The 26,666-nt window shown below is 62.8% G+C and carries 29 protein-coding genes and 4 pseudogenes; 9 read left to right on the top strand and 24 right to left on the bottom strand.

Going from position 1 to position 26,666, the window contains the following annotated elements:
• Positions 1-17: 17 nt before the first annotated feature.
• Positions 18-200 (bottom strand): DUF3606 domain-containing protein, encoded by a 183-nt coding sequence (locus XH80_RS16545; protein WP_271599479.1) that lies wholly within the window; start codon positions 198-200, stop codon positions 18-20.
• Between the two features lie 115 nt (positions 201-315).
• Between XH80_RS16545 and XH80_RS16550 the strand changes: the two genes are divergently transcribed.
• The gene (locus XH80_RS16550) at positions 316-1,230 is read left to right on the top strand and encodes an ATP dependent DNA ligase (RefSeq protein ID WP_442869149.1); all 915 of its coding nucleotides are present in this window, start codon (positions 316-318) and stop codon (positions 1,228-1,230) included.
• 146 nt (positions 1,231-1,376) lie between these two features.
• Positions 1,377-2,570, top strand: a complete 1,194-nt coding sequence (locus XH80_RS16555) for an NAD(P)/FAD-dependent oxidoreductase (RefSeq protein WP_271599480.1) — start codon at positions 1,377-1,379, stop codon at positions 2,568-2,570.
• A gap of 118 nt (positions 2,571-2,688) precedes the next feature.
• On the opposite strand, the gene XH80_RS16560 is transcribed toward XH80_RS16555, so the two are convergent.
• The 10 genes and pseudogenes from XH80_RS16560 to XH80_RS16605 form a co-directional block, all read right to left on the bottom strand.
• Complete coding sequence (locus XH80_RS16560) at positions 2,689-3,342, bottom strand: DUF4336 domain-containing protein (RefSeq protein WP_271599481.1); 654 nt, start codon at positions 3,340-3,342, stop codon at positions 2,689-2,691.
• A 66-nt stretch (positions 3,343-3,408) separates the two neighbouring features.
• Positions 3,409-4,566: a DUF3224 domain-containing protein gene (locus XH80_RS16565; RefSeq protein ID WP_271599482.1), complete on the bottom strand. Its 1,158-nt coding sequence runs from the start codon at positions 4,564-4,566 to the stop codon at positions 3,409-3,411.
• 47 nt (positions 4,567-4,613) lie between these two features.
• Entirely contained in the window at positions 4,614-5,294 is a 681-nt protein-coding gene (locus tag XH80_RS16570) for a methyltransferase family protein (protein WP_271599483.1), read from the bottom strand.
• A gap of 96 nt (positions 5,295-5,390) precedes the next feature.
• A complete protein-coding gene (locus XH80_RS16575; protein WP_271599484.1) occupies positions 5,391-6,344 on the bottom strand; it encodes a sigma-70 family RNA polymerase sigma factor in 954 nt (317 codons plus the stop codon).
• 32 nt (positions 6,345-6,376) lie between these two features.
• The gene (locus tag XH80_RS16580) at positions 6,377-6,826 is read right to left on the bottom strand and encodes a carboxymuconolactone decarboxylase family protein (RefSeq protein ID WP_271599485.1); all 450 of its coding nucleotides are present in this window, start codon (positions 6,824-6,826) and stop codon (positions 6,377-6,379) included.
• Between the two features lie 181 nt (positions 6,827-7,007).
• Positions 7,008-7,634, bottom strand: coding sequence for a flavodoxin family protein (locus XH80_RS16585; protein WP_271599486.1), 627 nt, complete (start codon positions 7,632-7,634; stop codon positions 7,008-7,010).
• Positions 7,635-7,706: 72 nt separating this feature from the next.
• Positions 7,707-8,573, bottom strand: a complete 867-nt coding sequence (locus XH80_RS16590; protein WP_271599487.1) for a crotonase/enoyl-CoA hydratase family protein — start codon at positions 8,571-8,573, stop codon at positions 7,707-7,709.
• A 251-nt stretch (positions 8,574-8,824) separates the two neighbouring features.
• Positions 8,825-8,983, bottom strand: a complete 159-nt coding sequence (locus tag XH80_RS16595) for a hypothetical protein (RefSeq protein WP_271599488.1) — start codon at positions 8,981-8,983, stop codon at positions 8,825-8,827.
• A 101-nt stretch (positions 8,984-9,084) separates the two neighbouring features.
• Positions 9,085-9,558, bottom strand: a pseudogene (locus tag XH80_RS16600) (SDR family NAD(P)-dependent oxidoreductase); the annotation flags it as partial.
• 455 nt (positions 9,559-10,013) lie between these two features.
• Positions 10,014-10,145, bottom strand: a complete 132-nt coding sequence (locus XH80_RS16605) for a hypothetical protein (protein WP_271599489.1) — start codon at positions 10,143-10,145, stop codon at positions 10,014-10,016.
• A 203-nt stretch (positions 10,146-10,348) separates the two neighbouring features.
• On the opposite strand from XH80_RS16605, the gene XH80_RS16610 reads away from it, so the two are divergent.
• Both XH80_RS16610 and XH80_RS16615 read left to right on the top strand, forming a co-directional pair.
• Positions 10,349-10,549 carry a hypothetical protein gene (locus tag XH80_RS16610; RefSeq protein ID WP_271599490.1) on the top strand — a complete coding sequence of 67 codons (201 nt, stop codon included), beginning with the start codon at positions 10,349-10,351 and terminating at the stop codon, positions 10,547-10,549.
• 326 nt (positions 10,550-10,875) lie between these two features.
• Positions 10,876-11,034, top strand: coding sequence for a hypothetical protein (locus XH80_RS16615; protein WP_271599491.1), 159 nt, complete (start codon positions 10,876-10,878; stop codon positions 11,032-11,034).
• Positions 11,035-11,053: 19 nt separating this feature from the next.
• Here XH80_RS16615 and XH80_RS16620 read toward each other — a convergent pair whose 3' ends face one another.
• Positions 11,054-11,662: a cell envelope biogenesis protein TolA gene (locus XH80_RS16620; protein ID WP_271599492.1), complete on the bottom strand. Its 609-nt coding sequence runs from the start codon at positions 11,660-11,662 to the stop codon at positions 11,054-11,056.
• Between the two features lie 248 nt (positions 11,663-11,910).
• Between XH80_RS16620 and XH80_RS16625 the strand changes: the two genes are divergently transcribed.
• Positions 11,911-12,372: an exonuclease domain-containing protein gene (locus tag XH80_RS16625; RefSeq protein ID WP_333968775.1), complete on the top strand. Its 462-nt coding sequence runs from the start codon at positions 11,911-11,913 to the stop codon at positions 12,370-12,372.
• 130 nt (positions 12,373-12,502) lie between these two features.
• On the opposite strand, the gene XH80_RS16630 is transcribed toward XH80_RS16625, so the two are convergent.
• The 6 genes and pseudogenes from XH80_RS16630 to XH80_RS16655 form a co-directional block, all read right to left on the bottom strand.
• Positions 12,503-13,477, bottom strand: a complete 975-nt coding sequence (locus XH80_RS16630; RefSeq protein ID WP_271599493.1) for a hypothetical protein — start codon at positions 13,475-13,477, stop codon at positions 12,503-12,505.
• A 62-nt stretch (positions 13,478-13,539) separates the two neighbouring features.
• Positions 13,540-13,719: pseudogene (locus tag XH80_RS16635) on the bottom strand (ABC transporter permease); the annotation flags it as partial.
• Positions 13,716-14,636 carry an ABC transporter ATP-binding protein gene (locus XH80_RS16640; protein ID WP_271599494.1) on the bottom strand — a complete coding sequence of 307 codons (921 nt, stop codon included), beginning with the start codon at positions 14,634-14,636 and terminating at the stop codon, positions 13,716-13,718. The gene XH80_RS16640 and the pseudogene XH80_RS16635, both read right to left, overlap by 4 nt.
• Positions 14,633-16,018: a nitrous oxide reductase family maturation protein NosD gene (locus XH80_RS16645; RefSeq protein WP_271599495.1), complete on the bottom strand. Its 1,386-nt coding sequence runs from the start codon at positions 16,016-16,018 to the stop codon at positions 14,633-14,635. The genes XH80_RS16640 and XH80_RS16645 overlap by 4 nt, the downstream gene beginning before the upstream one ends.
• A gap of 2 nt (positions 16,019-16,020) precedes the next feature.
• Positions 16,021-17,988, bottom strand: coding sequence for a TAT-dependent nitrous-oxide reductase (gene nosZ / locus XH80_RS16650; protein WP_271599496.1), 1,968 nt, complete (start codon positions 17,986-17,988; stop codon positions 16,021-16,023).
• A gap of 17 nt (positions 17,989-18,005) precedes the next feature.
• Entirely contained in the window at positions 18,006-20,261 is a 2,256-nt protein-coding gene (locus XH80_RS16655; protein ID WP_271599514.1) for a NosR/NirI family protein, read from the bottom strand.
• Positions 20,262-20,495: 234 nt separating this feature from the next.
• On the opposite strand from XH80_RS16655, the gene XH80_RS16660 reads away from it, so the two are divergent.
• A complete protein-coding gene (locus XH80_RS16660) occupies positions 20,496-21,368 on the top strand; it encodes a ferritin-like domain-containing protein (protein WP_271599497.1) in 873 nt (290 codons plus the stop codon).
• Between the two features lie 315 nt (positions 21,369-21,683).
• Here the strand turns inward: XH80_RS16660 and XH80_RS16665 are convergent, their stop codons facing one another.
• From XH80_RS16665 to XH80_RS16690, 6 genes and pseudogenes are all read right to left on the bottom strand, one after another.
• Positions 21,684-21,881, bottom strand: coding sequence for a hypothetical protein (locus XH80_RS16665; RefSeq protein WP_271599498.1), 198 nt, complete (start codon positions 21,879-21,881; stop codon positions 21,684-21,686).
• Positions 21,882-21,957: 76 nt separating this feature from the next.
• Positions 21,958-22,269: a c-type cytochrome gene (locus XH80_RS16670; RefSeq protein ID WP_271599499.1), complete on the bottom strand. Its 312-nt coding sequence runs from the start codon at positions 22,267-22,269 to the stop codon at positions 21,958-21,960.
• An 85-nt stretch (positions 22,270-22,354) separates the two neighbouring features.
• Positions 22,355-22,567 carry a hypothetical protein gene (locus tag XH80_RS16675; protein WP_271599500.1) on the bottom strand — a complete coding sequence of 71 codons (213 nt, stop codon included), beginning with the start codon at positions 22,565-22,567 and terminating at the stop codon, positions 22,355-22,357.
• Positions 22,568-22,926: 359 nt separating this feature from the next.
• Complete coding sequence (locus XH80_RS16680; RefSeq protein WP_271599501.1) at positions 22,927-23,298, bottom strand: PAS domain-containing protein; 372 nt, start codon at positions 23,296-23,298, stop codon at positions 22,927-22,929.
• 429 nt (positions 23,299-23,727) lie between these two features.
• Complete coding sequence (locus XH80_RS16685) at positions 23,728-24,006, bottom strand: hypothetical protein (RefSeq protein ID WP_271599502.1); 279 nt, start codon at positions 24,004-24,006, stop codon at positions 23,728-23,730.
• A 617-nt stretch (positions 24,007-24,623) separates the two neighbouring features.
• Positions 24,624-24,870, bottom strand: a pseudogene (locus XH80_RS16690) (hypothetical protein).
• Positions 24,871-25,065: 195 nt separating this feature from the next.
• On the opposite strand from XH80_RS16690, the pseudogene ku reads away from it, so the two are divergent.
• The 3 genes and pseudogenes from ku to XH80_RS16705 all read left to right on the top strand — a co-directional run bounded on the left by ku (position 25,066) and on the right by XH80_RS16705 (position 26,479).
• A pseudogene (ku, locus tag XH80_RS16695) lies at positions 25,066-25,897 on the top strand (non-homologous end joining protein Ku).
• Positions 25,898-25,947: 50 nt separating this feature from the next.
• Positions 25,948-26,199 carry a hypothetical protein gene (locus XH80_RS16700; protein WP_271599503.1) on the top strand — a complete coding sequence of 84 codons (252 nt, stop codon included), beginning with the start codon at positions 25,948-25,950 and terminating at the stop codon, positions 26,197-26,199.
• 67 nt (positions 26,200-26,266) lie between these two features.
• A complete protein-coding gene (locus XH80_RS16705) occupies positions 26,267-26,479 on the top strand; it encodes a hypothetical protein (protein ID WP_271599504.1) in 213 nt (70 codons plus the stop codon).
• The last annotated feature ends 187 nt before the right edge of the window (positions 26,480-26,666 follow it).

A 26,666-nucleotide genomic window follows, 5' to 3' on the forward strand; every position in this document is an offset into this window, starting at 1 on the left:
CGCCCCCGATCTCGGGCCTACCGGCCGAGACGTTTCTCCACCTTTTTGCGCAAGTTGCCGACCTTCCTGACCGCCTTTTTTACCGCAGACGCGGACCGGCCGGTTTTCTTCGCCTCGTAGCGCACCTCGTAGTTCTGTCCGCCGGCCATGCGAGCCCGGTCCGCCTTGCGCCCGCGCGCCGTCTTCGTCTTCGCCGCCATCTGATCCTCCCTAACGTGAATCCACGCCGGTCCAACGCAACACGGGATTCGCGGGTTCCGGAACGATTCCATTTGTGCCAGTTTGAATCACAGCGTTGTTGCGTGGAGTTCGTGAGTGGCGCCGCCGCGAGGAAAACCGGCGATCGGCGTCAAGGCGCCGTTCCCCGGCTTCGTCGAACCGGCCCTGGCATCCTCGATCGAGAAGGAGCCATCCGGTGCGCGGTGGATTCACGAGATCAAGTTCGACGGCTACCGCGTCCAGGTGCATATGTCCAACCAGGCGGTCACGATCTTCACCCGGCGCGGACACGACTGGACCAAGCGCTTCCGGAAAGTCGCGGACGACGCCTGGCACATCAAGGCCGGCTCGGCGATCATCGACGGCGAAATCGTGGTGCCGGCCGCCGACGGCAGCACCGACTTCTCGGTGCTGCAGAACAGCTCAAGGGCAAGTCGACCAGCATCGTCCTGGTTGCGTTCGACCTGCTCTACCTCAACGGCCGCGACATCCGGAAGGAGCCGCTGCTCCGCCGCAAGGCCGAGCTCAAGAAGATCAGCGGGCACCGACGTGCAGTTCAGCGAGAGCTTCGAGATCGACGGCGGCCAGATGTTCGCCCACGCCTGCAAGCTCAAGCTGGAGGGCGTGGTCTCTAAGGTCCGCGACAGCGTCTACGCGAGCGGCCGCGGCAATAGCCGGGTCAAGAAGACCTGCGCGCAGCGGGAGACTCTGACCATCGCCGGCTTCGCCCTCGATGAAGGCAAGTGGGACGGCATCTATCTCGGCCGGCACAAGGGCGGCGACCTGGTCTACGCCGGCAAGGTCGATCACGGCTTCGACGAAGCCTCCGCCGCCGATCTGCAGAAGCGGCTGAAGCCGCTGATCCGGAAGACGCAACCCTACGCCAAGCGGATCGCGCACAAGGGCATCTGGGTCGAACCAAAACTCCTCGCGGAGATCGAGTACCGGGCGAAGTCGGCGGAGGGGAAGGTCCGACACCCCTTCTTCAAGGGACTGCGCGAGGATCTGTGATGGACGGCTTCTAATCCCTTCTCCGGAAGCATGAGCGTGCCTTGAACTCGTGAGGTCAAAACTTTCCGATGCTGTGTCACAGCAGGTAAGCTCAATTCGTCCAGTCTTGATAGGACCTTTTTGAGAGGAGGAAGAAAGGAATGAGAATGGCCAAAAGGATTCTGATTATCGGCGGCGGCTTTGCGGGCTTTTGGGCTGCCATAGCGGCCCGCCGAGTTGCGAAGTCCGCGGCTGAAATCACTCTCGTGTCAAGGGAGCCAAAGCTGGAGATCAGGCCGAGACTTTATGAGGCCAAGCCCGATAGGCTCGCTGTCGAAATTCCCCCGCACTTGAGCAAAGTCGATGTAAATTTCGTCTGCGGGCAAGCGGTTGGGCTGGACACCACCGCGAAGCTTGTAACGATCGACGACCGCAAATGCCTCGCTTACGACCGCTTGATTGTCGCCACCGGCAGCCGCATGTGCCGTCCGCCCGTGTCTGGCGCCGCAGAGGCACATTCAGTCGACACCCAGGCGGAAGCGATCAAATTCGATCAACGCCTGGAAGAGATCGCCCGCGACGTCAAGGAGCCTACCATTGCCGTCGTTGGCGCGGGCTTCACGGGCATCGAACTGTCGCTAGAGCTACGCGATCGACTCGTGGCGCATGGCGCAACCGAGGCTGCGGAACGGTTGCACATCGTCTTGATCGACCGGTCGGATGTGGTCGGACCCGAGCTTGGGCTTGGGCCCCGGTCGGAGATCGAGCATGCTTTGCAGTCTGCCCGCGTCGAGCTCCGACTTAACGCAAAAATCACGGCGCTGGAGTCAAGCCTTGTGAGCTTTGCAGACGGCAGTGTGCTTTCCGCCGACGCCGTCGTGCTCGCGACGGGCATGAGAGCCTCGCCATTCGCAGACAAAGTGCCGGGCGAGCGAGATCAACTCGGCCGGATCATCGTGGGTGCGGACCTCAGGGCGCCCGCCGCGCCCGAGGTCTTCGTCGCTGGCGATGCTGCGGCGGCGGACACTGGCGATGGACACCGGGCGCTGCAATCTTGCCAGCACGCCCTGCAGATCGGCCGGGTGGCCGGAGAGAACGCCGCCCGGGACCTGCTCGGGATGCCCTGTGTGCCGTACTCTCAACCGAACTATGTCACCTGTCTGGACCTCGGCAGGTCGGGTGCAGTCAGGACACAGGGTTGGGATCGACGAGTCGAGCTCACCGGCAGCGAAGCCAAGGCGCTCAAGCAGAAGATCAACACGAAACTCATCTATCCGCCAGCCGATGGCGGGGCTGACGCTCTGCTTGCAAGCTCGACGATCGATATCGTCAAACGATACGAGATCGACGGGTCGCGATAACCGATCGGCACTTTCAAGCCGAGCGAACTTCGAACCAGCAACCCGAGGCGCCTTCTTTCGTTCCGATGCGGATCCAATGAACGAGGTCGCCCGCCGAGGGGGCCTCGTTCTAGAATCCTCATCCCAGCCACGAGAGCGATCGCGCGAGAAAAGCCGCTCCATCGTGTGATTGCCACTGCCCGTGCGCCATCACGACACGCTCTGGCTGCCAATTCAGTACCTTGGCACGCGCCTTGCGCGCAGAGCGGCGATCGATAAAGGATAGACGGAGGTCGAGTGGCGCACGAGCCCCGGCAAGTGCCGTGATGCCAGAAAGTCGCGCCAGCCATCGCTGCCATGGCTTCCATTTCACGCGAAGATAGTCCTCGTCGAAGGCCTGAACGAGGTCGCCGAAGATCGCGATACGTGATGCCTTGTGGAAGAACGCGATCTCGTCCAGTAGCGGCGAGCCGCGGAACCAGGCTTGATCGATGTCACGCCTCCACGCCGCTGGCGCCTCATCTGAAAGAGCAGCTTCGAAAGTCAGGTCGGGCCGTTTGCCAATCGTCGACGCCGGACCCCACAGATTCGCTTGCGGAAAGCTTTCCTGCCAGCGAGACAGGAAGAGGTGGTGAAGCTTGTTCGGGCTGACGAGATGACATACGGGACCAAGGCGAGCGAGCTCGGCGCGCAGCTCGTCATTGAGGTCGATCGGGGACCAAGCCCAGATGCCGCCGTCAGAAAGCCTGACGATCACCATCCGGGTCGGATAAGGAAATCCGTGGAAGGACACGTCTGTGCCCTCCGAGATCCAGATCCCATCAGCTATCCCTTGAAGCATCTTTGTTTCATGAGAAAGTTATGATGTCAGTAATGGCTCGAGCCAGTACATCAAAGAGGTCCTAGCGCGCCACCCCGTTGGAGACGCTTCGTCGCGGTCGGCCGAAAACTCCGCATGACCATTGAGGCCTTGGAGTTCGGCTGTTCCGGACCGGTCCACAATCTCCCACCTGCCATGGACGACGGGGCCGGGCTCCATGGCTCCCTCGGCCTTAAGAAGGAACGATCCCGTTAGTCCCGCTACTGAGCCGACGATGCGCTCGTAGCAGATCAAAGTGCCGGTCCCGTCGGCGCGTTCGAGCCTGAGATGCGTGGCTTTGCCCTCGCCGACAATGCCGCCAGTAAACTTCTCGACGAGACGTGTCTCGACGATGGAAAGGCCGCTCGCGTCAGCCTCGTTCACGACCGACCTCTCGTATCTTTCAACTTCGACCGAGCTTTCAACCGTGCGCGGTTCGCGACCCCTTTCACCGCGCGCCACCAGGCCGCCCCGAGAGGTTGGAGCGGATCGTAACGCGCTCTCGAGAACAAGGGTGGCTTCCCATGCCCTCACCGTCGAGTATTCGGCCAGCACGCGCAGAGCCTCGTGCATCTCGGCCACAGTGATGCCTGCGCCAAGCGCCATGCGCGCGTGCGCGGCAAAGGCTCGTCCGAGCGCGCCGCTCGCGATATCAATCGCCAGACTCGCAAATAGCCGCTCGCGGTGACTCAGCCCGGGCCGTGCCCAAAGCTCAGACGATTGCCTTTCGATGGCCAACGCAAGTTTGGGATCGGCAGCTCGGAGGGCGCCGAGAGCATCTGCTGGATAGGGCGCTGCCGGATGAGGCGTCGAAGTGCGCACTGCATTACTCTCGGGTCTATGGCCAAGCTCGACGAGGACGTCCGCCAATCGCTCGAATGCCCTTGAGGTCGGATTGAGGCCGGCCGCTGGCGCGACATGACGCAAGAGTTCACGCACGGCTTCCACAGACATATCGGCCTTGCTCAATGCCATCCCGACGTGGAGCTCAAACGGAAGACCAAGCTCCCGTACCGCAACATCTCCGGCAAGAAGCAGGCAGGCCTTCTCGCGCATTGAGAGTTGCGATGGCGACCAGATGCTGCGGGCAGCCTCAAGTCCCATGGCTCCGAAAACTGGATCGAGCCGCATGACGCGGTCGGGGGACACAAGCTCCATGACACACACTCCCTGATGTGGCGCGGCTGCGCGATCTTGTCTTTAATTTAATAGATGCCAGGCAAAAGACGCGCAGTGCGATCTCGATAGCTTCGGTACTCGTCGCCGAACGCGCCGATCAGCAGCGCTTCTTCGGCATTCATCCGTGCGACCACCGGCACGACTGTCGCGGCTGCCAGAAAAACTCCCGCAAGCGAGCGGAAAGCCAGCGCCCAGCCCAGGATACATATGAGCATGCCGAGATAACTCGGATGGCGGATCCGGCGATACGGCCCAGTGGTGACGAGGCGATGTTCGGGCTGTATCGCGACAAGCCCGCTGAAACGATTGCCAAGCACGAATACGGGCCAGAGCCGCAGCACACCCCCGATCGTATAGATAACGACGCCAGACCAACGCGTTGCGTTGCCATCGATCGTCCCCAAGTCTGTTCGATCGGTGAAAGCCGGAAGCCAACCGATCAGAACACCAATAGCTACGAAAGCGGCAAGGACCCAGCGGTTCGACCGATCCTCACGCACGCCTGAGCTTAGATTTCCGGCGGTGAACATGGACGCAACCGTCAGTAAGACCGTGACCACTGTCAGCGCCGTGAGTGGCGAATGCGAAAAGAACGGGCGCGTCCCACCCCACCCGAGAATGGCCAGGGCAATAAACGCAGCCGTGCCCAAGCCTGCGGCGAGGACCAGGGTGAGCGAAGGCGTGTTGCTGAACCAGCGATCTTGCATCGTCCAATTTCCTCAAGGCTGATCACTCCCCCGCGGCGGGGAACGATAGTGGCGATTTGCACACATCGGTCCGACATCGCCTGGCCAACGGCTTGCTCACGGGTCGGTTAGTCCTGTTCCGGGAACCCCAGCGCGCGTCCTTTCGGAAATATGTCTCAGCTTGTCCGGATTCCTCACCACATAGACCCTTCCGATCCTGTCGTTGGCAACCTCCAGGGCGATGGTAAGAATTTCGCCATTCGCGAGGGTCGCCAGGCATCCCGGGAGCCCGTTGATAGTCGCAGGACCCAGGTCGACAACGGGCTGCGCGCGCTTGCGCGCCAGGCCCACTAGGAGCGCCAGGATCTTGGCACGCCCCACGATCGGGTTGAGAGCGGCTCGCCGCTTGCCGCCTCCGTCGGTGTACAACACGGCGTCCTCTGAGAGGATGCTCGCCAAGCCGTCGACGTTGCCGGTCCGATAGGCTGTCATAAACGCTTGGAGGATTTCGCTCCCTTTATCGGCTTGAACCCGGAATCTCGGTCGCGATTCTCTGATGTGGGCGCGCCCCCTCGCCGCCAATTGCCGGCAAGCCGCTTGATTGCGTCCGAGCAGCCGTGCGACCTCCTCGAATTCGACATCGAAGACGTCGTGCAACAGGAACGCGGCTCGTTCGAGGGGGGAAAGCCGTTCCAACGCCAACATCAATCCGACGGACAAATCAGTTGCATAGTCGCTTGCCGTCTCGGCGCCCAAGGTCTCGGCGTCCAGCACCGGTTCTGGCAACCATGGGCCGACATAGGTCTCACGCTTCGCGCGGGCGGACTTCATCTGATCAAGGCAGATGCGCGTGACGATCTTGGCGAGGAACGCCCGCGGGGATTCGACCCGCGCCCTATCGGTTCCGTGCCATCGGAGGTAGGCCTCCTGCACAGCGTCCTCGGCCTCAGTCATTGAACCGAGCATGCGGTACGCCAAACCGGTCAAATAGCGGCGGTGCTTTTCAAACTGGTCCGCGGGCCTGTGCCCGCCCTCTTCCGGCAACCTGTGGTCTTGCAAGGCATCCGTCATGGTGCTCTCCAGAGGAAGACCGCGCTGAATGGTTAGCTGGCCGTGCGTTCGTCCGGATGTTGGGCACGCGCTCCGATAGCAAGGCGGTTGAAGGCATTGATCAGCGCGATTGCAACGGAAAGCGCGGTGATCTCGTCCTGGGAGAAATGTCGTCGAACTTCTTCGAACACATCGTCGGGAGCATGAGTTTCTGCAATCCGCGTCAAACTTTCGGTCCACGCCAGCGCCGCTCGCTCCCGATCCGAGAACAGCGCCGACTCGCGCCAAGCGTCCAAAAGGAGCAGCCGGGTAGGACCTTCGCCGTGCTTGAACGCCTCGGCGCTGTGCATGTGCAGACAGAAATTGCACCCGTTGATCTGGGAGGCTCTCACCTTGACCAGTGCGACCAGCTTTGGATCGAGAAGGCTCGCCGCCCAGTGATTAGCGGCGCGCATGGCCTCGATGCCTTCGTTGGGGCTTGCAAGATTGATGCGGGGTGACATTTGGCGGCCTCCTTACGGTTGACCACAAAGAGACGAGGGACGGCGAGGGTTCGTGACATGGCCGTTGGGCCTTCCCGACGGGACCAGTTGCTGAGGTGCAAACCATGCGGAACTTGCGGCCCCGCTTTTGGCTTTCGGCAACGCTCTCGCCTCTCGGCAGCGAGTCGCGATTGCAACAAGGCTAACGCGTATCGGGCTGAATTCGAGCCGTTTCAATGAGTGACCTTCCCCGAGCGAACTGGCGGGCCGTTTCAGCTACTCGATGGCCAAGGAACCTGGTCGTCTCCAGGTCCGATTGGGGAGGAGCCAGATCTGCGCTCTGGTCCACATTGGACTGGGCTCCCGCTCCAAGCCAAATGCCAAGTCGGTTCCAATCTTCGTCCGACCCCTTCGAGGAGTTGTTGGCGGGAGGAAGCCCCAGATTTATCCAATGCATTCCATGCTGAGCGGCAAACAGCGACATCTGGACAAGGCTCGAAAGCTTGTCTCCGGAACGCGCGCCTGAATTTGTAAAGCCAGCGGCAAGTTTGCCTGACCAGGCGAATCCGTTGGCCATGACTGGCCGGGACGTGGCGTCCTGAAATGCTTTGAATTCCGCGGACGCACTGCCCATGTAGGTTGGCGCACCGAAGACGATGGCCTCGCAAGCTTCAAGGTCACTCCACCGTTGCTGTGCTTCGGTGACATCCATTAGCAGTGCGTCGACGCCCCGAACTTCTGCAGCTCCGTCTCGCACTGCTTCCGCTTGCCTTTTCGTGTGGCCGAAACCGCTAGGATAGACGACGGCGACTTTGATTGTCGGCTCCATTGAACTGATCCTGCCTTTAAAAAACCAGCGCCCGCATTGCGCGGCTTTTCGGTCCTGTAGCTGGCGCGCTGATCAGACCGTCGAAACTTGCCGAGGCCGGCCTGCCTGATCATCGTGCCGCGCGAGCGCCGGCTCCGGATCTGCAAATTCCGCTGCCCGACCGGCGACGTTCGCCGCAACGGCCTCAATATGGTTTGGAGAGCCGATCAGCGCCTGTTGCTCCCGTCTTTCGCTCGCGAGACCCGTTGCTGCGTCGCAAGCAACCGCTTCGTTCAAAAGTCGTTTTGCGGCGCGAATTGCGAAAGGATTCTGAGAGGCGATGTCGCGCGCGGTCTTCATCGCGGCGCTATAAGGTTGGTCAACCACGCGCGTGATCAGCCTGTAAGACAGAGCCTCCTCGGGACTGAAGATCCGACCGGTATAGGTCAGCTCCCTAACGACATCTTCGGACGCAAGGTGACGCATCAGTTGCGTGCCCGACATATCCGGCACCAAGCCCCATTTCGACTCGAGCACTGCCAGTTTGGTTCCCGGTGCGACATAGCGAATGTCCGCTCCGAGCGCGATCTGAAAACCGCCCCCGAACGCCAAGCCATGGACCGCCGCTATCACGGGCACGGGAAGCTGCCGCCATAACCAGACGACATGCTGCGCCCAATTGGCAATTCCATGGGAAGCTAGGGTAAGATCCGCAAACGGCAACAGACTTTCGCCGCGAGAGATTGCATCGAGCCGCTCGACGTCCAGGCCAGCACAAAAAGCGCGTCCTTCGCCGGATAGCACGATCGCTCGAATTTTTGTGTCGTGACTGAGCCGATCACCGACCGCCGCCAAGGCCTCAAACATCGGAGGATCCAGAGCATTCATCTTTTCGGGACGATTGAGGCGCACGTCAGCAACAGTCTCCTCTACGGTCACGGTCACGCGATCGCTTGCCATTCCAGCACCTCAGCGAAAATTATCTGATGCATCTTGGCTACCCGATTTCGGGGTAACGGAAGATGCGTGTCATTCGTCAAGACAATGACGAAGCAGGGGGCGCCGGTGTGACAGGCCTCCGCGATTATTTTTCCTCTGCTACGTGGCCGAAGGGGTTCAACGAAGCTGCGACCGGCTTCGCGTGAAAATCGTTCCCGCCGGCAAGCTAGATGAACAAGCGGGACTTCCGCTGAGTTATCGAAAGCGACGACCTACCTCGCGGCAGGAGAGGTGTATCGGGGATGCGGCCGAGCGAGCTCGAGCCAGGCCTGCGCGACCCGGATCCAGCGCTGCCGTTCGAAACCATCGGCATTGACGGCCTCCTTCAGCGCCGCCTCAGCCTGTTTTTGAGGATCGAAGTCGTTGCCCATGCGGTAGATATCGTACCAGCAGTGCGTAAACGATAGATGGCGGCAGGGGCCGTAAGAATCCGGAGGATCGCGCTCGGACGTTTGAGGCCCGGCCTTGATCCCTAATCCGGAGGAAGCGCGACGCCGGTCAGCTCGCCCAGCTTCGCGACGAGCAAGTCCTGGAATTCACGATCGGCGGCTTCGCGGGCCGGCTGCTCCTGCCGGAGGTGATGCCAGTACCGGCTGCTCACCCTGGCTGCCGGATCATCGCTTACGGCCAGCCAAGCCTGGGTTCGGCGGCCGGTCTCGATGTCGACCGGCGCGCTGGGCCCGCCCATCTTCGTGCGCACCCAGCCGGGATCGACGGCATTGCTCAGGACATTTGGCCAGCGGCGCGCCAGTGCGAAAGCCAACGCCACGGCGTGAAGCTTGCTCTCGGCATAGGCCTTCGCGGGATCCCAGGTGCGCTTCGTCCAGTCGAGGTCGGCGAGGGAGCCCTCGCCGCCGCGATGCAGGCCGCTACTGAGGTACACCAGTCGATCGGGGCGCTCGATCAGCGCCGTCAGCATATAGGGTGCCAGCGTGTTGATCGCGAGGACAGCTCCGCGCACAGGAGCGCGAGATCCTGATGCTGCAGCGCGCCGCCGTCCCTACGGCATCCGCCGAGCTCTTGCCGACGCGCATGCGGGCGAAGCTCGAAGACCTCTGCCGCCAGCGTGACGCGTTGCGGAACGGCGCCATCGCCGCAGCCACGCGAAGTTGAGGTGGCTCAAAGCGAACCCCGCTCACAGGCGTAGAGTTGCTTTCGTACCGAGCGGCAAGAGCGCGCTCCGGTGCTGTTACGGTTGCGGAGACCCGGACTCCTAGGCACTCCGGGCTCCGCTCTATCTTTGCGACCGCAGTTACGGCGTCGGCTCCGAGAGCGACCCGTGGGCACGTTCGAGGGAACGAAGCCCGGGACTGCGGGTTGAACCGCGAAAGCATTTGGACAGTTTGAGAGCAAGATCGGCCTCGGCAGCGATATGGTTGCCGGGGCCGATCTCTGTTTTGGCTACTTGGCCGGCGGCCGCAGCGGACTTTCCGCCCATTTCCGCGCGGCGGGGTTGCGCAGCGGATCGTCCTCGCAAGACAGGCAGACGTAGCGCGGCCGGGCGTGCGCGGGATTTTCGGGGACGACTGTCATCAGGCTTGCCGCACGTCGGACACGGCTTTCGAACCTGAAAAAGCACCGCCATCGCATTGGCCCCCTGCCTCAGGCAGCTTAGTTCCCGACGTGAGGAGAGCGCAAGCGGATCGCAGGAAGCTATCCGACTGCGTCAGATCTCTTGACGCGACGGCCACCCCGCGTTGAAATTCGGCTTTCAGTGATGTTGCGGGGGGGGCGTCGTGGAAGAGTTCTACAGGAGCTTCGCGCAGCGGGCGCGCGATCTGGCCGAGAACGCGGATCCGTTCACCAGGCGACGACTGCTCGACCTGGCCCAGCGATACGATCTCAGGAGCAGACCCGGAACCTCGGGCGGAAGGTCGATCCCGCCATCGCGGGCGACGCCTCCGACGGTGCTGTTCTCAGGCTCTGGCGAGGCCTGATAGATCTTCAAGCGAACCTCACTGATCGCCCTCTTCGCCTTGGGAAGTGATCTCGGCGGCGCGCCTCTCGCATTCCTCGGCAAGACCGGTGAGACGCTCGACCGTGTCCGGATCCGTGATGGAGGCAAAGCCTCCGGCACCGTTCGGCCTGGGCCAGCAATTTGGCTCTCTCATTCTCCATGGGAGATAACGACCGCTGCTCACTGCAGTTGCTGGCCGTCCGCGCCAAATCCGCGAGTCAAATCGCGCAGCATGTGAGACCCAGTTCACACGGCGCCAAGACCCATCCAGCTACGGTGTCCTCTCCCGTTCTTCGGAGAAGACTGATGCTTGCCAGCTTGGCCAAAGCGTTCTCGTGTGCGGCCCACGCGGAAGTCGGCACCGAGGAGCTGAAGATCATCGCGATCTTCTGCGGTGCCGGCCTGCTGCCGTCATTGCTGGCGGCCATGGCCTTCGGCCCCGGCCTGGGAGCCGAGCCGTTCTGAGCCCGGGGGCCAGCGCGCCCTAATCTCGCGCCCGCCGGAGAGCCGTCTGCAGCTTCTCGCGCTCCCGCTCCCAGCGCGCGTCCTCGGCCTCGGCGCGCTCGTCGAGCGCGGCCCGCTCGGCTTCGATATTGCTTACCCTCGCCTCGTGCGCCCGCTCCGCCTTCTCGAGATCGGCCCGCGCCTTGGCGATAGCCTTGTCGCGGCGGGCGCGGTCCCTCTCGCGAGCGGCCTCCTCCTTGCGTCGCTCGGCGTCCCGTCGGCGCTGCTCCTTCTCGAAATCCTGCGCTGCTTTGCGGGCGGCCTCGTCGTCGACCTTGGCCGGGCGTTTCGCAGGCTTGGCCTGACCCCGCTTGGGGCGCTTGGCGCCTTCCTCTTCTGCCAGGTCGGTCGGCAGTTCGGCGTGCTCGGTGAATCTGCCAGTCGAGCCGACCGGACGCCGCAGCACCACGCCCGGCTTCGCCATCGTGACGGCGACGATGTCAGGGTCGTCCGTCTCCCGCGCGGCGCCTTGGTGGAAGAGGTTGCTGCTGGCGCCCCAGGCCTCCAGCGCCGCCTTCATCGACGGCGCCGCGACGGCCTGGTCGTAGAAGCCCAGCGACGTGATGTAGGTTTTTAGTTTTCTCGCCATCGATCCGCTCGCTCAGCCTGTCGTGAACAATGACGCTACGCAGGAGGGCTGGCCCGTGTTCCCAACCCTGGGAGACGGTCCGAACTCCGGCCCGCCGCCGAGCCGCGAAGCCGATGCTGCGGCGCCTGCAATCCGACCGAACAACATCTACGCTCCTGAAAACGCCGTGAATCGCTTGAATCTCGGATACCTCGCGGGCCCGTATTGTGCCACACCGGTAAGCGAACAGCGCTATCCCTCGAGAATCGATGCTTCAGCAAACGACCGATCTCGCGGCCATGGCCGAGGCACTCAGCCGATCGTCGGACTATCGGGTGCTGCGCCGCCTGGTCCCGCGCATACCGTCCCGGCCAGCGGAGCAGGAGACCAGGACCGGCATCCTGCTCGACACAGAGACGACCGGCCTCGATGATCGCAAGGACGAGATCATCGCGCTCGGCATGGTCAAATTCGACTACACGGCCGAGGGGAGGATTGTCGGCGTCAGGGACACGTTTGCCGCCTTCAACGAGCCGTCCGCTCCCATCCCGCCCGAGATAACCGCGATCACTGGCATCACCGACGAGATGGTCGCCGGCCAGCGGATCGACGATGCCGCCGTCTCCGCATTCGTCGACGACGCGGTCATCACGATCGCGCATAACAGTGGTTTCGACCGCAAGTTCGCGGAGCGATATTGGCCGATCTTCGAGCAGAAGCCCTATCGCTGAAGACGACTGCATTCGGCACGCGAAGTGCCGTTTGACTGCAAAGCGATGCTTGAATTGTTACTCTCATTTGTGCCCGCGGGTTCAGTCGATCGGAAATGTGGGGCAGGGAATATCTGAAATCTGTGCCTCGCTAGTCCTTTTCCGTTCCCGTGGGAACGAAGGAGGACTCATGGACCGGTGAACGAGGCGCCGCGGAGGGGACTCTCGGCAAGCCGTCGTTAATCTGAATTCGTGGCTCGCTCCGGATCGGAAGTGTACCACCGGCCTCATAGTAGGCTTGCATTAGCTTCTCGCTCCAGAGCTTCATAGCTTCGCGCTTCAAGTCCATGTGCTGAGCCGTAAGGTAATAGTCGAGCGTCGTCTTCGACATCTGCCGCCAATCGATTTCTCGATCGCTCGGCAGCACATGGCCGAGCATTGCGGATGCGGCTGCCGCGGGAAGCGTCTTGCGATGCTGCGCGAAGAAGTTCGTCGTTATCGACCGGATCAGGTGAGGCCAGAAGTCCGGCAGGTCCGTGAGCAGGTCCGTCCTGTTCTTGCCGCTCTTTTTTCGGCCACGTAGTGCCCGAAGGTGGGCGTTTAGGCTGTTCGGATAAATCCCTGGATCAGGATTCTCCGGATGGCCGCGGCGAGCCTTTCGTCTGGTCGATGCAAAGACCCATTGGGTTGCCCTCTTGAAACCCCTTTTTTTCGTTACCATTGCCTCCCAATCCCACATGCAACAGCAAGCGATGTGAATGCCGATTGGTGGGATGGGAAGCATGAACGGGAGCTTGGCCTTGACGAACTCAGGCGGCCATTCGGCAACGCCCCAGGGTTGGTCAGGGGTGGAGTAGGGATTCCATTCATCGGGCCATTTGAGCGACGAGCGGCTCAGTCTTGTTGCCGTGAACCGGCGGTTGGCGGTCAATGCCAGCCACCAGATGCCGTAACGCACACCTGGCGAAATTTTCTCGTTGCCTTCGCGCCCTGCGCAGTAACTTTCATGAACGACAAGGAGCTCGGCCAAATGTCCGATGGTGAGCGCGTCCTTGGCCGCCGTCAGCGCTTGATGGCGGATTTCTATCTTTTGGATCTCCTTGCCGTCGGGTTGCGGAGGCTTCATCGTCGCCCACCATGCAGGCGTTTCGCCGAGCCCGCTTTCCAGGGTCTTTTCTCCGTGCGCCTCAGGCTCGAGAGGCTGACGACGACGACGTCGAGGGCGCGAACACCCACGTTCCCTGTCGGCGCGCTGCCGAGAAAGGTCAGGGACAGGGCCAGCCCGGCGAGGAGCAGTGTCGCAGCGAGCACCCATCGATTGCGGATGGCCTGATGTATTTCCTTCCTCGCGATGATGAGCACGTTCATGGCGCCTGCTCCGATTGCCTGAGGAAGTGGGCGTAGAGTTCGTCGAGGGTCGGCGGGATCACGTCGACGTCCTCGACGGAATTGCCCGCGGCCGTTGCGCGGTGAAGGAGCTCGATCTTCCGGTCCGGTGCGGCGTCGATCTCGACGACGTGACCGTTGATCCTTCGACAGTCCGCGTCCGGCGGCGCCCAAGCCGGCATCTCGTTCGCGGCCAAACCCTTGACCTTGAGCCGGATCCTGGTCGGGAGGCGGGCGAGACGGCGCAGCTCCTCGATCGATCCATCCGCGACCTTGATCCCGCGGTTCATGATGATCACCCGGCCGGCGCGCTCCTCCAGTTCGGTGAGGGCGTGAGACGACAACAGCACGGTTGCGCCCCGGCGGGCCAGTTTCTCGATGATCTCGTAGAAAGTCTGGCGCAGCTCCGGATCGAGGCCGGTGGTCGGCTCGTCCAGCAGCAGCACCCGCGGATGTCCGATCAGCGCCTGCGCGAGACCGAGCCGTTGCCGCATGCCCTTCGAGTAGGTGCTGACGCGGCGGCGGCTGGCGGCTCCCAGTCCGACGGCATCCAGCAACTCCAAGGCCTTCGGGACCGGCTCCCGCTTCAGCCTGGCGTAGAAGGCCTGCGTCTCGCGCGCCGTCAGGGCAGGATCGAAGGAGACGTTCTCCGGCAGATAGCCGAGCTGCCGACGGCCGGCGAACTCTCCGGCAGCGGGATTATCGCCGAGGACCTCGACCGATCCGCTGGTCGGCCGGATGAGTCCGAGCATCAGCTTCATCAGCGTGGTCTTGCCAGCGCCGTTGTGGCCTATCAGGGCGATCAGCTCGCCCTCGTGGAGTGCGAACGAAGCGCCGCGTACGGCCGAGACCCGGCCGTATTCCTTGGTGACGTCGCTGACCTGTACCGTGCTGGTCATCGCCGCGCCTCCTCGGCCGTTCGGCGCTTGGGCGGCGACATCAGCGGATGGCTGTCGACCACGCCGCCTGGCAGCAGCGCCGGAAACTGCGCCTGAGCCCACCGGATTACCTGCACGGCGGGACTGTTGATCAGGACCTTCGCCGCCGGCGCAGTCCAGAGTACCCGGTCGATCAGATCGTTGGGCCGATAGGCCGTGTCCGCGACGCCGTCACCGTTGAGGTCGAAGGCCGGGTTGTCGCTCCAATAGTTGCCGCGTCCCTCCTTGGACCAATCGAGATGCCGGGTGCCGACGTACTTCACCTGGTTGGCGTTGGCCACGAAGGCGTTGCCGGTGATGTCGTTGCCCTCCGAGCCCGCGGTGAAGTGGACACCGATCTCGCAGCCCTCGAACCAGTTGCGTTCGATCCGGTTCTTGTTGGTGTTGTAGATGAAGACGCACTTCTCGGGACCGATGCGCTGGCCGCGGACGGGCGGCGACGCGGCTTCCGTCTGCGGCACGCCTTCGTCGGCCCCGCGGTTGTCGGCGGTCGCCCAGCGTTCGGCGGACTGCATTCCGCCGAGAACGCTGTTGCCGGAAATGTCGTCGTAGTTGCTTGCGTTGAACAGAATTCCGCGGTCGCGGTCGTGATCGGACACGTTGTCTCGCACGACAAGTCGGTTGGAGAACATGAAGGCGTAGCCGATGATGTTCCCCTCTGAGACGTTGTTCGTCACCTCGCTCTCACCCGTGTACATGTTGTGCACGCCGAAACGGAGGTCACGGAAGCGGTTGCCGCTGAAGACGTTCTTGCGGCTGGTGATCGCGAAGATGCCGTCGCGTCCGTAGCGGAAATCATTGTCCAGAACCTTGGCGCCGGGGGCGTTCCAGACCGTGATGCCGTTGCCCCTCTCGCTCATGCGGGCCTGGCGGAGGCCGAGGATGACGTTGCGGCGGGCGATGGCGTCGGACGCACCGTGGAGATAGATGCCGAACAGGTTGTCATCGATCCTGTTGTCCTCGACGACGGCGCCCTTTGCCGTCTGCTCGACGAACACGCCAGAATCCATCGTCTCCAGCGAGCGTCCCGATCCCTTGACCTGAAGTCCGCGGACGATTGCGCCGGCCGCGGAGACAGTGATGACGCTTCCCTTGCCCTGGCCGGCGACGACGGCTCCCTCCGCTCCGGAAAGGACGACCCGATGCGCGATGCGCACCGGGCCTTCGTAGGTTCCAGGGGCCAACCGCACTTCGTCACCTTCGGCGGCGGCATCGAGAACGGATTGAAGTCCGCCGGTCTCGGGCGTCAGCGAAAACGTCTCTGCGGAAGCGGCGCGCGCACCGACGCCGGCGATCACAAGGATCGCCGGCACCATGGTCGCAAGGTGGCGCGCGCAGGGCATCGTCAAACGTTCTGCGGCGACACCAACATTCGTCCCCGCATCTCCATGTGCATCGCGTGACAGAACCAGGTGCAGAAGTACCAGTACACACCCGGTTTGTCGGCAATGAACGTCACCGACGAGGTCTGCTGCGGCCCGATCTCCATGTTGATGCCGTAGTTGACGATGCAGAAGCCGTGCGTGAGGTCCTCCACGTCGTCGATGTTGGTGATGTAGACGGTCACCTCGTCGCCCTGCTTGACCTCGAACTTGTCGAGCGCGTAGGCGGGAGCGGCCGAGTACATGTAGACGCGCACTTTGTTGCCGTCCCGGATCACCTTCGCATCGCTCTCGAGCGTGACCCCGTCCGCCTTGGCCTGCTTGACCGCATCCGCGAACATCGGATCGTCTCGCTTGTAGATACTTGTGATCTTTCCCTCCAACTTGGAGCGATGGACGATCACGGCATCATGCGGTTCGGCGAAGCTCGGTCCATCGTGAACGAGCCTCATCTGATCGCCGGAGATGTCGATGAGCTGATCATTCTCTGGCTTGAGGGGGCCGACATTGATGAATCGATCCTTCGAGAACTTGTTCAGCGAAATGAGCCACTTGCCATCGGCCTCCTTGGTTTCTCCCATGGAGGAGTGGTTGTGGCCGGGCTGGTAGTGGACGTCGAGCTTCTGGATGATCGGGTTGACCTTCTCGCCCTTGAAGGCCCGCTTGGCCATCTCGATGTTCCATTTGCAGACCTGGCTATCGAGGAACAGCGTCGTGTAGGCGTTACCCTTGCCGTCGAAGGCGGTGTGAAGGGGCCCGAGTCCCAGCTCCGGCTCAGCGACGACGACGTCCCGCGGCTTGACCTTGTCGTCAAACAGATCGTCGAACTTGCGGACGTCCATCACGGTCACGGTCGGCGCGAGCTTGCCGTTGGCGACGATGTGTATCCCGTCAGGGGCGGTGTTCATGCCGTGCGGGCTGTTGGAGACCGGCACGTATCGGGTGTAGGGTGAGCCCTTGCGGCCGTCGATGACGGGAACGCCGCTCATCTCCTTGAAATCGCCCTTCTTGACCGCGTCCTCGATGCGCTTGAGGTTGAAGATCACGACCCAGTCCGTTTCGCTCGCCGTCATCTCCGCCAGCGTCACGCCCTTTTCCGAGTTGTAGCAGGTCGAGAAGGCGTATTTGCCCTGGTAGTCGCCGTCGCAATTGTCGAGATTGCCGTCGACCATGACCTGCCAGGCGACCTTCATGGTCTCGCCGTCGACCGCGGAAAAGATCGAGAAGTATTTCGAGGGATCGTCGAGCACCTTGCCGTCGTTCGGAAGCGGCACTTCGTATTCGCCGTTGCAGAAGACATATCCGGTTTTCGGATACTTCTGCGGCCGCATGCCGTGGACCGTGTACTGGTTCGGTATTTCGACGATCTTGTCGCACTTCATGATGTCGGTGCGGATGCGGGCAACGCGGGTGTTGGCCTTGTCGTTGATGAAGATGTAGCGGCCGTCATAGGTGCCGTCGGTGAACGACATGTGTGGGTGGTGGCAGTCGCCGTTCTGCCAGACACCGTTCAAACGTCCCTTCAGCCGATCGCGGGTTTCCTGAGTGAGACCGTCGTTCAGGATCTTCAGCGACTCGTTCGTCAATCCCCAGCCGGTGGCGCTGTCGCGGTTGAAGACGGGAATGCGCATCAGTTCGCGCATGGATGGCATGCCGATGATGCGGACTTCGCCGGTCTGGCCGCTGGAAAAGAACACGTAGTATTCGTCGAGCTCGCCCGGGGCGACCTCGGTCTTCAGCCCGCCGATGCGGGCCGGAGCGGCAGGCTGAGGCTGCGCCTTGGGCTGGGCCTTCTGAGCCTGCGCGGCGGCCGGCTCCGGGGAGACGGTGCGGCCGAGACCGATCCCGCCCGCGAGGCCTGCCGCGCCGAGCGCTGCCGTTCCGACTACCTGACGCCGGCTGACCGTATTCTTGTCGTCCTCATGGGCCATGTTGGCCTCCCTTGCTGCTATGAACTGGATGGATTGCTGCGGGCGCCCGTCGCGACGGGCTTGCCTGCATGAGTGATGACCGTGTTCGGCCCCTTGCCGCCGCGCATCGAGGGCGAGGACATCGCCGCGAACTTCTCGCGCTTCAGGCGCACCTGGATCATGTGCGGGCAACGGTGGTCGTCGTAATAGAGCTCCTGGCAGTGCATGCAGTAGATGCACTCATTGACGTTGATGTGGCCCTCGGGGTGGATCGACTGAACCGGGCATTCCTTGGCGCAGCGCTGACAGGGCGAACCGCATTCCTGCCAGCGGCGCAGCCATTCGAAGGTCCGCATGCGGCCGGGGATGGCGAGTGCTGCGCCCAAAGGACAGAGGTAGCGGCAGAAAAACCGCTCGATGAATAGGCCAATGACGAGCAGCCCCACCGCGTAGGCCACGAACGGCCAGCCGCGCGCAAACTTCAGGATGATCGCGGTCTTGAACGGCTCCACCTCGGCAAAACGTTCGGCCATGTCGACGGAGTAGAGCGATAGGCCGAACAGGCCGAGGAAGATGATGTACTTGATGGGCCACATGCGTTCATGCAGACCCCATGGCACCGTGATTTGTGGCACCTTGAGCCACTTTGCGACGGTGTTGGTGAGCTCCTGCAGCGCGCCGAACGGGCAGAGCCAGCCGCAGAAGGGGCCGCGTCCCCAGAACAGCAGGCCGCCGGCGGTGGCGGACCAGAGGATGAAGATCAGCGGCGCCGCAAGGAAGAACTCCCAGTGGAAGCCCGTCACCAGGGCGTTGCTGAAGGTGACGACGTTGACGACCGAGAGCTGTGCGTTGGCGTACCAGCCGAGCCAGACCAGGACGAAAGCGAGATAGGCCCGCCGCACCCAAGTGTAGAGGACGGGCCGCCGAACCAGCACATTCTGGAAGAAGAAGATCAGCGTCAGCGCGCCCAGCATCAAGGCCGTGACGGCGATCGAGACCGTGCTCGAGCGCCAGATGCGCACCCAGAGCGGCTCTTCTCCATCCGGTGGCGGTTGCGTGGCCGCAGCGACCGCCTGGGATGCGGGCGCCGGTGCGCTCTCCGGAACTGTGACGGCACGCTGCTCCCGCCGCAGATATTGCTCGGGCAAGGTGTAGCTGAGATCGAACGTCAGGAAGGCCTTGTCGCGGGCGCCTACTGCCCGCTGAACCAGGAGCTGCAGTTGCCAAGGCTGCGTCGGATCCAGCGTGAACTCCGGAGGCGTGACGAACAGACCGATTTCCTTGAACTCCGGCGCCCCCATAGCGTGGAGCCCTCCAAGCCGAGTGTGGTTCTTGTCGCGGAAGCGGGTGCTGTTGCCTTCCTGCAGAATCTCGATCCGGTCGAAGATGCCGCCACGGACGTAGGCCGAGCCCTTGAAGGAGTAGGCGCCGTTCGCGACGACCACGATGGCCTGCTGCCCGGGTTTGAGGCTTTCCGTCAGACGCTGATAGCCGTCGTCGCCCAGCAGGCTGCGTCCGATTGTCGGCGCGGTGACCAGCGCCGCGTAGAGGTCAATGAAGTCTCCGGCGCGTTCGCCCGGCTCCGGATTTTGGGCGGCGGCGGTTTTGCCAACATTCGCGAATGCGTCGCTCACCTCGTTGATGGTGAGGTGAAGCCGGCGAACCGAGCCGTCGCCGACCAGGCTCGCCCAGTCGCGCACTTCGCTGTGCTCCAGGTCAAGCGTCTTGGTGACCGCGGGCAGGGCGGCGGATGCAATCGCGGCGTCTCCGCCGCCCACGCGACCGCTCCGGATCAACTTGGATGCCGAGCGCACGATGCTGTCGCTCATCACCAACACGGTCACCGTCGCGCCGCTCACGATGTCGACCTTGGGCGGGTTCTCCGCGCCGCTGGCGACCGGCTTCATGTCCTTGCCGATCAGCGAGTTGAGGGTTGCGATGATACGGCCCTCCGGAATGCCGATCAGAACGATCGGCTCCTTGTGGTCGACGAGCTTCACGCCCGTGATCAGGCCCTTCGGATCGATCCCGACCAGAATGTGAATCGGCTTGCCGGAGTAGCCGACCGCGTTCGCGAAGTCAGAGTTCAGGTAGACGAAGCCTTGGATCTTGTCGCCGCGATAGGCGGGTACGATGGGCGGATCGCCCTGCAGAGCTCCGAAGCGATCGGCGCCAGGAAAGAAGTCGGCGGGGGTGATCTTCGGCAAATAGGTGGACAGACCGCTTGCAGATGCCGCCTGCGCCCACGTCGCCGCGCACAGCGAGAACCAGATCGCCAGAATGCATGCGGCCAATCGGTGTGAAGCTGCAACAGCTCGCACGAAGAACTCCTCAAAGCCAAATCGCGTGTCCGACCAGGGACACGGGTTTGAAGCTGAACTTAATTTTGGATGTGAGCTGGGGTGTCGCCGCTGACGGCCCCGACGGGATTCACGGATCGAGCCAACGCAAATTGACTCCGATCAAGGCAGGTTGTCTAGTTGGAATGATGCTGATCGTGTTTGCGCTGGATCAAACAGGTGAAATTCATGCTGCTGTCACGGACACTGCTCTTGAAGGCGGAACCAGCGGGACATCTGCACTCGCTGGACGAGCTGTTCGCGCTTGCAAATGAAATGGAGCAGGAGGCCGCAACGAATTACGCGGAACTCGCCGAGGAGATGAAACGCCAGAGCAGACCCGATCTTTGCGCGGTGTTCATGGAACTCGCCGCAGCAGAGCGCGAGCATGTCGAGAGTGTCACGCGGTGGTCGCAAGCGCAGCGCGGCAAGGCGCCCGATCCTGCTCTGGTGCGCTGGGAAGCGCCGGAGACGTTCGACGCCGAGGCCGCGACCGAGTTAAAGACCTCGCGTTTGATTACGCCGTACCGCGCATTGGCGATGGCTGTCCGCAATGAGGAACGCGCATTCGCGTTCTGGTCCTACCTGGCGGCCTATTCTGAGGATCCGGAGATCAAGAAGGCCGCCGAGGCCATGGCGAAGGAAGAACTCGGTCACGTGTCGACGTTGCGGAAGGAGAGGCGCAAAGCCTACCATCGCGAACACGATCGGATGCAGGGCGTCGCGGCTTCCGCGGTCGATGCGCGAAGGCTCGAGCTCCGCCTCGCCGAGCAGCTCGCCGATCTCCAGCAAAACCTGAAAGGGCCGGCGGCGAGGCGCACGGGCGAGCTCCTCGACGAGACGATGCAGATGGCTAGCGAGACCAGCGATTTCGGAGACTTCCGCGAGGATATGGAGCGGAAGGACTCGGCGCAGATCGCGGAAGCTTTGGTTGAAGCTTATCTCGAGGGCGCGGAGCGTTCAGACGACGCGGCACGTGTCGAGAAGCTGCAGCGGCTGGCGGAGAGGGCGATCTCGAGATTGGCTTGGCTGCGTTCGCTCTCCGCCAGTCCGTGCGGCTGATCTCCGACTTTCATATTCAGAGATGGCGGTCCAGGTGGATCACGTCGGCGATGGTCCTACCTGCGGGCTGATCAGCAGCAGGTTCTGATCCTCAAGCAGCACGTACTCATAGTTCCGGAAGGGTCGGCGACTTGATCGAGCCTCGACGGAATCCGCGCCGACTTGTTGAGTCGTGGTCTTGCCTCCTGGACGCTCAGAACTTCAAACTCGCGCTGAGTACGGAGCTTGCTGTTGCGCCCGCCTAGTCTCAGGCGGCCTCTCAGCGCGGGCATCAGCCGTCCACCGCAGAGGCAAGCTGGTGTCCGATTTCCTGTCTCAGCGCATCGCCGTCCCAGGGGTGCCGTCGCTCTCGACGACCCTCTTGTCGCGTTCCAAGGCGTGGCTCTCCGCCGCGTCGTCGCCCACCCGGATGATCACCTCATGGCGGAATGGACAGCGCGTGGTCGCGCGAGTTGTTTCGAGCGCGTAGCGCACGACAGCGGAGAGGTCGTCGGTGTGAATGTCGGCAGACATCGGGGCTCTCCTTCTGGGTGGATCCGACGCAAATCGACCGAGGGCTCCGAAGGAGCGCCATGGCCGCTCCGTCTCTTCATTTGAGCGAGCGGATATACTCCGCCAAATCGGATATTTCCGTCCTATTCAAGGAAAGGTTCGGCATGTTCGGATGCGGCATCAGCAGCAGAAAGGCGAGCCTGTTCTGATCGAAGTCGGGCGTCTTCGCCAGGTATGCAAACGGCGGCGCCTGATCGGTCGCGTTCGTCTGCCCGCTTTCGACGAGATGACAGCTTGTGCACCAGCGCGTGGCGATGTCCTTGCCATGGACGGCGTCGGCCGCGGCCGCGCCTCCGACGAACGCGAACTCGAAAATGGTGATCACCAGCAAGTTGAACGCTTTTGGCATATGGGGCCTCCGGGCTGAGATGGAAACAGACTGGGTAGGGAGCGAATCGACGACCGTCGTGGCAGGTCGGAACCAACGGCGAAGATCAGGAGGGGAAATCGGCCGGATCCACCTTCACTCGGTCGGCATGTAGCGCCCAGTCGTCCGTCCGGTGAATTTCGCAAGACCGATTCTTGGCCATCCGCTCCGCTTCGAGCTCGTCGTGGGCAGCGAGTTCGACCGTGGCTTGGCAGACTTCCGAGGTCTGCCCTCTCTCGCCAAGTAGCTCCTTCATGAAGCGCACGATGAAGCGGGGCATGATAGCTGTCCAAGGTGTAGGGGGCTTGCGGCGGGCCCCATGAAAGATGTTTCAGCAATCCGGCTTCGCCCTTACGTAGTGGTCCGCAATTTCGCCTTAGGCTGCCAAGGCGCACGATCTCGCCATGGAGCGCAACATCCTCTTCAGGTGTCCCCGCACGGGAATGAACGTGCAACACCTGCTTCCGGGTCCCTGTGACGACAGCTCGGAGGCGAGGAACTCCCATGTTTCGGTGACGTGCCTGGCCTGCGGCTCGGTCCACTTCGTCAACACCCTCACCGGCAAGCTGCTCGGAGAGGAGAGGGGCGACCTTGCCGCAAACGGGCGTGCCGCTCATTCCGGACGGGCGACCTGATCAGTCACGTCTCGACGTGGTGCAGCAGGAAGGCCAGCCTTCCGTCCCCGTCGCGGATCGGGGAATTGATGGGCTGCCAATGTCGTTCCACGAACGTGCCGTCGGCATCGCGGATGTCATAGCGCTGGACGGCCATCGCATGGGGTTGCCCGGTCTGCGCCACTGTGCGGAGCGAGGCGTAAAGGTTGCTCACGCCGTCGGCGAGTGGCTCATCCGGATTGTCCGGAAACACCTCGAACAGGGACCGTCCGACGATGCTGTCGCGATCGGTCAGCGTGGCATTCGCATAGGCCGGGTTGATGTCGACGATTCGCAGGCCAGGACCTGGGTCAAGCAGCATGTAAGGATGCGGCGAACGGGCGAAATCCGCCAGCAACTGCTCGCGGAATTCTGGGGCGTCCAAAACGGCTGAGCCGGGACGGTTCGGCCCCCTCCGTTTCGGCCGCCAGCAACGCGAGCTCGCGTCTGTTGGATGCGAGGAGTCCTTCGAGTGTCCGGCGCAATGAGGCGTCGCTCGTCTCGGCGAGCAGCCTCTCGAAGTTCGCGACGTTCTGTTCGCAGATGAACTTTTTCACGTTCTTTGGGACTGGATAGATCTGGAGATCAGTATGCACCGCAAACGCGGGTCCTGCCATGACGTCCTGCGGGGAGCGGCATGCCGCCGCGTCAACCCGTGCTGCATGGCACGAAGTTCGGCCATCGAAGGGCGATGCTCTATCTCTTCCGTTTGAGATGACGCTGGACGCGCGGACGCTCCGCCCGAGGCATAAGGCTGCCGGCCTTCTGATCCATGCGGCTTCGACGATTACCGTCCCACGCTGCTTTGGTCACAGTGCGGGCATCGGCCGTCCATCGCGGCACCGAGCTGGCGGCCGATCTCTTCGGTCAAGATCTCGGACGCCCAGAAGCTGCCGTCGCTCTTGGCGATCCTCTTGGCGCGCTCGAAGGCGTGGCTTTCGGCCGCGTCGTCGCCGACGCGGATGACGACTCCGTCGTGGAAGGGACAGACCGTCGTCGCCCGGGTGGTCTCGAGCGCGTAGCGCACGAGGGCGGTGACGTTGTCGCTGTAGCCGTTGCTGGTCATGTGGCTCTCCTGGCGATCGTGAGCCGGAAGGAAATCAGCCCGGGGCGTCCGCTGGGAGCACGAGGGCCGATTTCTCGCTTCAAGTATTCGTTCTGGCGCTGCAGTAGCCCGCGGTGGCCAAGCCCTTTCCGCCGAAGTACCTGTCGAGCCGGCTTCGTGGTCTCGTCTGCTGCCCAAGGGCGGGAGCGGAGGCCGGCGGACGCCGCAACCGTAAAGGCACTGAACGCGCTATCCGTCCGGTCCGATGAAAAGCCTAGGGGGATCGCCGCGATGCGCATTGACCCAGCGCAACATCCGGCAGATTCGGAAGCGAATGGTTTGAATCTTGCGCGAGACGAATCCTGCGGCATCCTTCGTAAACATTCACCGAAGGGAAGGTCGAAGCAGTCGCGGACCACGGCTCAGTGAAGAAGTCTGCGCAGTTGATTGAGGATCTCCCGCAGATCGTTCGCGTATTCCTCGACCATTCGAAGCATCTCTTTCGGGCACGGAGGCGCGGGTTTTGGGGGGCTCTCGCGAGTCAAGCTCTCGTTCGGAGATTTCATCCGTTCTGGATCGACCAGCGGCCCGGCGGTACCGTTGACCCAGATCAACGGTCCCGTGTCTCGTTCGCCGTGTCACAGCGCGCTGAGGTCGTCCGGCACCTCGCCGAACTTCCGGATCAGCTTGGCGTCGCTGAAGTCGCCGCTGGACGGATCCACGGTTCGGCTGAACGCGATGGCGCCCGCGTGGCCGGGCTTCCGGGACAGGGGCCTCGGCCCTCATGACCGCGGCGTTGGCGCTCAAGCACTCCGCGGGCTCCCTGCGGCTCGCCATCGTCGGAGAAAAGAACGGTAGAGCGACGAAGTAGGTCACATCAGCCATCTTTCTCACCCTTGCGTTCTCGCGCTCCTGGGAGCCGTCCCCGGACGTAGCCCGTCGAGACCCTGGTCCAGCGCGCGTCGAGCTGGATCTCGAGAAAGTCGTTGGCCACGATCAGGGCCTTCACGGCCTCCCGGGCGTCGCCTCCGCAGGCAGCAATCGCTTGGTCGGCGCCCCGGTGCCAACTGGAAAGGCTTCCTGCGTCTGTCCCTTGTCACCTGTCCGGTGGCGATCTACCCGGCCACCTCGGAGTCCGAGAAGATCAGCTTCAACCAGTTGAACCGGCAGACCGGCCACCGGATCAAGTACCTCAAGGTCGATGCTCGAGGTCACGAAGGAGGAGCTCGAGGAGATCGCGCTGGAATCCACGCGGACCATCGAGATCGACGAGTTCGTCGACCGGTCCGACATCGACCCTCGCTACCTGATCCGCCCCTACTATCTGCGTCCGGACGGCACGGTCGGACACGACGCCTTCGCGGTGATCCGCGAGACCATCCGCGAGATGAACAAGGTCGCGATCGGGAGGGTGGTGCTGACAAACCGCGAGCACATCATCGCGCTCGAGGCGCGCGACAAGGGGCTGATCGGCACGCTACTGCGCGATCCCTACGAAGTCCGCAGCGAGCAAGAGTATTTTGACGAGATCCAGGACGTGAAGGTCACGAAGGATATGCTGGGACCTCGCCAAGCACATCGTGAACCAGAAGGCGGGGCGGTTCGATCCGGAGAAGTTCGAGGATCACTACGAGAGCGCTCTGTCCGAGCTCATCAATCAAAGCGGGCCGGCAAGGTCATCCGTCCGAAAGAACGGCCGAAGGGCGAGAACGTCGTCGATCTGATGGACGCGCTGCGCAAGAGCGTGGGTGGCGCTGCGGCCGACGCGGCGGCGCCGAAAACCCCCGCCAAGAAGCCGACGAAGGCGTCTGCTGGCCAGAAGGAAATGCTGATGCCGATCGCGGGCAAGAAGACGGCCAAGGAGGCCGCCGCCAAGAAGCCGGCGGCCGGGGCCCGGCGGAAGTCGGCCTAGGAACCGAGACGCGGGAGGCCGGTTTCTGTGGCGCCACTCCGGAGGTTCGCATGGATATGAAAGAATCGTCGGCGATGACGGAGGCCTCCGAATTAACGGACGCGCCGGGCGCCCTCGAGCGGGCTTCGGTGGACCGGTCAAGCGCGAATACCGGGTCCGCGGACGGCAGGGCAACCCCGCCAATTTCGCGGGATGCGGCGGTGCGCTGGGCCGAGCGATTGCGCGAAGTCACCGTGAAAGCCCCGCTGCAGTCGCTCCTTGTCGCGTTCCTGCTCGGCATTTGGTTTGCTCGTCGCCGTTAGAGGGCAGCCGATGAGCACGCGATCGCCGGGACTCGGGGGACAGCGCGAACCGAGCTGCCAAGATACCATGGATCCGATGCAAGTGTCCGGCGTCGAAGCAGTGAATCCTACCGAGATGAAAAAGCTGGCTGAACAGATCCGGCGCAACATGTCGAATTCCAGGAAGGCTCGCCTGGAAGAGGCGCGTCGGGCCCCGGCGGAGTACGCCGCAGATCTCCGGGAGATCATCAGAAAGCTCCGCGCGCCTGCTGAATTGAGATCGGGGGCGCGGCATCAATGATGGCCGCGCGGTGGAACTCGCTCGCGCGGCGGCCGTTGCTTGGCCGCGGCAGCAGTGGCGGGTAGGAGAGCACGTGAACCGACGGCAACTTGTTCAAGGGTCGGCGGTGCTGCCGGCGTTGCTTCTGGCTTCGCGCGGCGGTTTCGCCGCGGCACCGGATGGTGTGTTTGGGCCGTCAACGGTGAGA

The sequence above is a fragment of the Bradyrhizobium sp. CCBAU 45384 genome, assembly GCF_028128665.1.
GTDB lineage: Bacteria > Pseudomonadota > Alphaproteobacteria > Rhizobiales > Xanthobacteraceae > Bradyrhizobium > Bradyrhizobium manausense.